The organism is Streptomyces ossamyceticus, from assembly GCF_001418475.1.
In the GTDB taxonomy this organism is placed as follows: Bacteria; Actinomycetota; Actinomycetes; order Streptomycetales; family Streptomycetaceae; genus Streptomyces; species Streptomyces ossamyceticus.
On the sequence record NZ_LIQX01000391.1, the window covers coordinates 1 to 5,443 of the forward strand.

Annotated in this window: 5 protein-coding genes; 1 reads left to right on the forward strand and 4 read right to left on the reverse strand. The window is 69.1% G+C overall.

Annotated features, from left to right (window positions below; genetic code table 11):
* Positions 1–152: 152 nt before the first annotated feature.
* Positions 153–578, reverse strand: a complete 426-nt coding sequence (locus AOK15_RS26780; RefSeq protein ID WP_055520924.1) for a hypothetical protein — start codon at positions 576–578, stop codon at positions 153–155.
* A 123-nt stretch (positions 579–701) separates the two neighbouring features.
* Positions 702–3,056 (reverse strand): immune inhibitor A domain-containing protein, encoded by a 2,355-nt coding sequence (locus AOK15_RS26785; RefSeq protein WP_055520925.1) that lies wholly within the window; start codon positions 3,054–3,056, stop codon positions 702–704.
* Between the two features lie 454 nt (positions 3,057–3,510).
* On the opposite strand from AOK15_RS26785, the gene AOK15_RS26790 reads away from it, so the two are divergent.
* Complete coding sequence (locus AOK15_RS26790) at positions 3,511–3,810, forward strand: hypothetical protein (RefSeq protein ID WP_055520926.1); 300 nt, start codon at positions 3,511–3,513, stop codon at positions 3,808–3,810.
* 93 nt (positions 3,811–3,903) lie between these two features.
* Here AOK15_RS26790 and AOK15_RS26795 read toward each other — a convergent pair whose 3' ends face one another.
* Positions 3,904–4,602, reverse strand: coding sequence for an RDD family protein (locus AOK15_RS26795; protein WP_055520927.1), 699 nt, complete (start codon positions 4,600–4,602; stop codon positions 3,904–3,906).
* 61 nt (positions 4,603–4,663) lie between these two features.
* Positions 4,664–5,443 (reverse strand): RDD family protein (locus AOK15_RS26800; protein WP_240508606.1); only part of this gene is annotated, 780 nt, incomplete at its 5' end.

A 5,443-nucleotide genomic window follows, 5' to 3' on the forward strand; every position in this document is an offset into this window, starting at 1 on the left:
CGTCTGCCGGGCGTCTGCGCGGGGCGGTGCCGCCGGGCGCGCCGGGGGCGCGACCGCTCGCCGTGAGCGGGGGCGTGCGGGGTCAGACCACCGGCTTGCCCGTGAGTTCCACTCCCGCCCCGCGCAGACGCCCGGCAGACGTCCGGCGGCCCTCAGGCGTGGGCCCGGGGCCTCCTCAGAAGAGCTCGGATGGGGTGCCAGAGTTCCGGGGTCGTGGACGTGGGGCAGACCGCCGACGTGCGCCATATCAGCCCGTCGGGGTGGTGCAGCACCGCCGTGATCTCGTCCGGGGTCGGGGGCGCCGCGTTGCCGCGGAGGTAGATCGCGCGCAGCCCCAGGTTGCGCAGCCGGGTGAGGGCGCGGGCCCGGTTCGCGGCCAGCACCAGCACCCGGACCGAGCCGTCGTCCGCCGGGGACACGCCGGGGAGCCCCCCGGCGGGGGCCGGCAGGGCCCGTACGGGCGCCTCGACCCGGGTGGTCGGACCGGCCGGGACGGTGTCCCGGGGCGGCGGTGCCGGCAGGTTCAGGGCGACGACGACATTGCCGTCCGGCAGTTTGCAGAAACCTCCTGCGGCCATGCAGGTCACACCCCCGTGCGCGTCAGTGTCAATAAGAAGGCCACAGCACGCACCTAAACACGTCCGGCCGCGACCCGCCAAGGGGGTCGCGGCCGGACATGGTCTGACCTGCGGAAATGCTGGTTACTTCACCGCGGGTCCGACCAGGAGCGAGATCGTGGAGCCGTCCTTGGCCTCCTTGACGATCTTGATCTTGGTGTTGGTGTCAGTGATCTTGACACCGCCCGTCGGGTTGGTCTCGTCGTAGTAGGTGTTGGCGTGGTCGTTGAACGTCGACACACCCTTCGACGACGGGATCTTGGTGAGCACGTCGGCCTTGTGCAGCTTCAGGCCGTCGGTGCGGTACAGGCTGAACGGCGAGTCGTAGGACTGGATGCGGTTGCGCATCACCGTGCCGTCGGCCCACTTGAGCGCCTTCGGGTGGGAGTCGATCGGGAGGACCAGGCCGACACCCGGGTGGGTGCTGGTGTTGTTGTCCGCCTGCGAGGTGTCCCACTTCCAGATCAGCAGACCGTTCTGGTACGGGTAGTGCTCCACCCAGTCCGGACGCGACGAGAAGCCGAAGTTGTACGGGCCGACCTTGAGGGTCTTGTCGTACGAGACGTACTGGCGGTTCTCCGCGATGTAGTACTGGGCGTAGTCGTCCGTGATGGACGAGCCGATACGGGAGAAGCCCTTCGTGGCCCAGGCCGCGTCCGTGCTCTCCGCGTTGTCGGTGAACAGGGCGCCGCCGTCGGCGACCACGGAGATGCGGTCGGCCGCGAAGCCCTTGGGGGCGACACCGCCGTCCGTCTGGTAGCGGAAGCGCAGGTCGAACTTCTTGCCCGCGTAGGCGTCCAGCGAGTACGACAGCTTCTTGTACGTGCCGGAGGAACCGGTCAGAGCCGACTTGCCGCTGGCGTCCTTCGGGATCGCCGCACCGTCCACCGTGCCGTCGAGCGCGGTCCAGTTGGCGCCGCCGTCCGTCGACACCTCGGTGTAGAGGTAGTCGTACTCGGCCTCGATGTCGTACCAGCCGTCGAGGGTGAGCGCGGCGGACGACTTGCCCGTGAGGTCCACGGAACGGGTCAGGGTGTTGGAGAGGTTGTCACCGCTGCCGCTCCACCACTGACCGGCGCCCTCGGCGGGCTCGACGATCTCGGTGGTGACCTTCTTCTGGGGCAGCTCGACCACGAGGGCCTGCTTGTCCCACGTGTTGTACGCGGCGAGACCCAGCTTGTGCGTGGACTGCTTGCCGGCCTTGGCGGTGTCGAAGTTGAGCCAGCCCAGCTGCATCTTGTCCCAGGCGGTCATGTCGCCGGGCAGGTCACCGATCTCGTTCTTGCCGGTGCCGAGCCAGGAGCCGGACGACATCAGGGTCCAGAAACCCGTGGAGTTGTCGCCGTTGCCCGTGGTGTCGTAGTGGTCCGGCAGACCGAGGTCGTGGCCGTACTCGTGGGCGAAGACACCGAGGCCGCCGTTCTCCGGCTGGATGGTGTAGTCGCCGACCCAGATGCCCGTGTCACCGATCTTGGCGCCACCGAGCTTGTTGCCGTCGGGGCCGCTCACACCGGCGTCGGTGCCGAACGCGTACCAGCGGTGGGCCCAGATGGCGTCCGTGCCCTGCGCGCCGCCGCCGGCGGACTCGTCCTCACCGGCGTGCACGATCTGGAAGTGGTCGATGTAGCCGTCGGGCTCGTTGAAGTTGCCGTCGGCGTCGAAGTCGTAACGGTCCCACTGGTCGTACTTGGCGACGTCGGCCTTGATCTGTGCGTCGGTGCGCCCGGCCGCCTTCTGCTGGGCGACCCAGGAGGTCAGACCGTCGCTGACGACGTTCCACACGCTGGTGCAGTTCGTCTGGCCGCACTTGTTGTTGCCGTAGCGGGCCTCGTTGTAGGGCACCTTGACCCAGTCCGAGACCGTGCCCTCGACCGAGTAGCGGCCCGAGGACTGCTTCTCGTAGTACTTCTTCATCGACTCGGTCTTCTTGCCGGTGCCGAAGTACATGTCCTGGAAGTGCTTGCGGTTGTAGTCCGCCTTCCAAGCCGTGGAGTTGTCCTTCTTGCGGTTCGGCTTGGCGATCTTGTTGTGCAGCGGGCCGGGCGTGCCGCCGTACTGGCTGTCGATCTGGTCGCCGAACTCGACGAGGATCGTGAAGATCTTGTCGGTCTTCTCCCGGCCGAGCTCGACGTACTTGCTCTGGCCCTTCTTGCTCTTGAGCTTCACGACCTTCGAACCGCCACGGTTCTTGACCGTGGCGTCGCCGGATATGACCTGCTTGAGAGCTTCCTCGCGCTGGGCCTCCTGAGTCTTGCTCATGGGGCCTTCGAGGTCGTGCTCGCCGTGCCCGGCGTGGTCCGCCGGGTCGTGGCGGTTCGCGGCGGCTGCCGACTTGCCGTCCCCGTCCTGCGCCACCGCGTAGGTCGAGAAGGTGGCCGCGGCCGTCGCCATGGCGACGCTGATGGCCGCCGCCCTGAACGTCCAGGGTCTACTGGTCACTTGAGGTCCTCCCCCGCGTCCGTCCGCGCGGAGGGGATGTCCTGGTCGTGGAGGAAGTCCGCGGGCGGTATACGCGTGTAGTCAAGTGACGACATTCGACTGGAGTTTCGAGAGAAAAAACAGATCTTGACTTGCACAGGTCAAGGCGCTAATGCCGTCTACGGGAAGCGCTTGTTCGTTATGCGGACGTTATGTAGCGTCGCCAACCGGCGCGCATATGCGTCCACTTCCCGGACTCCATGACTCGGTGCGCCCCCTGTGCCCCCATCCCCGTGGGTCAGGTCACGCTTACCCGTCGTTCCCCTCGGGCACCCTGGCGAATAGAGTCGATTGGCGGAGCGCCGGACGTCGGCGGAAGCCAAGCCGACAGCACTGCTTCACCTTTGATTCGTATCCGCAACCTCCCCTCAGCGCGAGAGGCACGGGGAGACCCCCACCCGAGGACACGATTGCCATGCCTCGTCCGACGACCGCACAGCTCGCCTACGGCTCCTGCACCGTGATCCTGTCCACCCTCGCCATGCTGCTGCTGTCGCAGACGAGTTCCGGCGTGGGGATCGCGGTGATCGCCCTCTCCGCCCTCGCCCTGGGCCTCCTCGTCTCCCTGACCGTGCCGCTGCCCAAGCCGGCCTCGGCGAGGGCCTCCACCGTCACCGCCGGGAACCGGGTCAAGGCCCCGGCGACCGTTCCGGCGGGCCCGGCGCCCGAGCCGGTCCGGGAGCGGGAACCGGTGCACGAGCCGACGGCTTCCTGAACCTCTTTCGGCGCCCCACCGGGACGCCGCACAGAAACGTGACGGCGGGCCCGTGCTCCACGGACCCGCCGTTTCTGTGTGTGAGTCCGTGACTCACTCCGTGCTGACCACCACCGTCTTGGCCGCCTTGTCGTGCAGACCCTGCTTGTACGGCTTGTCGAAGAAGCTCCAGCCGCCCGCGATCGCCGTCCAGACACAGGCGCAGCAGAAGGCGAAGGGGATCCACAGCACCGCCGCGCGCAGCAGCGAGGTCTGCGTCGAGGGCGTGTTGCCGTCGCTGAGGTTCGCCACCCGGAGCTTCATCACCCGCTTGCCGAGGGTCTGGCCGTTCCTGACCGTGAAGAACGTGTCGTACGCGATGTAGAGGACCGCGGCGAGCACTTCCTGCCCCACGGACCTGCTGAACTCGATGTCGTCGGTGTCGACGGTGTACTGGCTGATCCTGAACGCCCAGGCCAGCAGGCCCACCACGATGCCCACGAGGATCATGTCCATGAGGCGGGCGAGCACCCGCTTGCCGCTGTCGGCGAGCGGCGGCATCCCGAGGAGCGGGTCGTTGGGGAAGGAACCGCCGCCGTAGGGGTCGCCGCCGTACGGGTCACCGCCGTAAGGACCGCCACCGCCGTAGGGCGGTGGCTCGTTGCCGTACGGGGGCGGCCGGCTGCCGTACGGCGGCTCTCCGGGTGGGGTGCCGGGTGGGGTACCGCTGTCCTGGTCCGGCGGGGGCTGCTTCCTGAACGGGTCGTCGTCCGGGGACCGACCCGAGCCGAAGGGCGGCGGTTCGCTGCTCATGGCCCGAGTCGACCGCGAACCCCCCGGCTCCGCATCCGGCACGGGGCCGTACGGAGTACGGCTACTCGCCGGCGACGAAGGTGTGGGCCGCCTTGTCGTGCCAGCACTGGCGCCAGGGCTTGTCGATCACACACCACAGGACGCCGACGACGCCGATGCCGAGCAGACCGGGGACGGTGTGGGCGAGCCAGCGGCGCAGGGACCCGCCGAACGACGGGGGCTCGTGGCCCTCGATGTCCCGGACCTCCAGGCGGAGCAGCTTCTTGCCGAGGGTGCGGCCCCACTTGGCGGTGGGCACCACCTCGTAGAGGGCGCTCACCACGAACAGGACGCCCAGGATGATGCCCAGGTACACCGAGGTCGTGCCGTCGAGCAGCCAGACGGTGACCTTCTCGCCGGAGAGCCTGGCCGCGTCGATCTTCCCGTCGATGTGGTCGAGCGCCTTGGTGCCGAACGGGACGGCGGCCACGGCCGTGACGGAACCGACGACGGCACTGTCCACGAGGCGGGCCACCAGGCGTCGGCCGAGCCCGGCGGGGCGGGCCTCGGCCTGCCGTCGGGCGACCGCCTGGAAGGGGTCCTCCACCACCGGCTTCCAGGGGGCGACCGGCTGTTCGCCGTCCCCGCCGGCCAGCCGGTGCACCTGCTGGGCCCAGGAGGGCTGACCGCCGCCGGACCCGACGGCCATGGGCGTGTCGGCCGACTGCCGGGCAGCGGTGGGCTGCTGGGGCAGGCCCGGAGCGGGCTGCCCGGTCGGCGGGGCCTGGGGTGTCTGGGCGAAGGAGCCGCCGACCGCCGGTTGTTCCGGCTGCCGCGGTGGCGGGGCGGTCGGGGTGAGGGG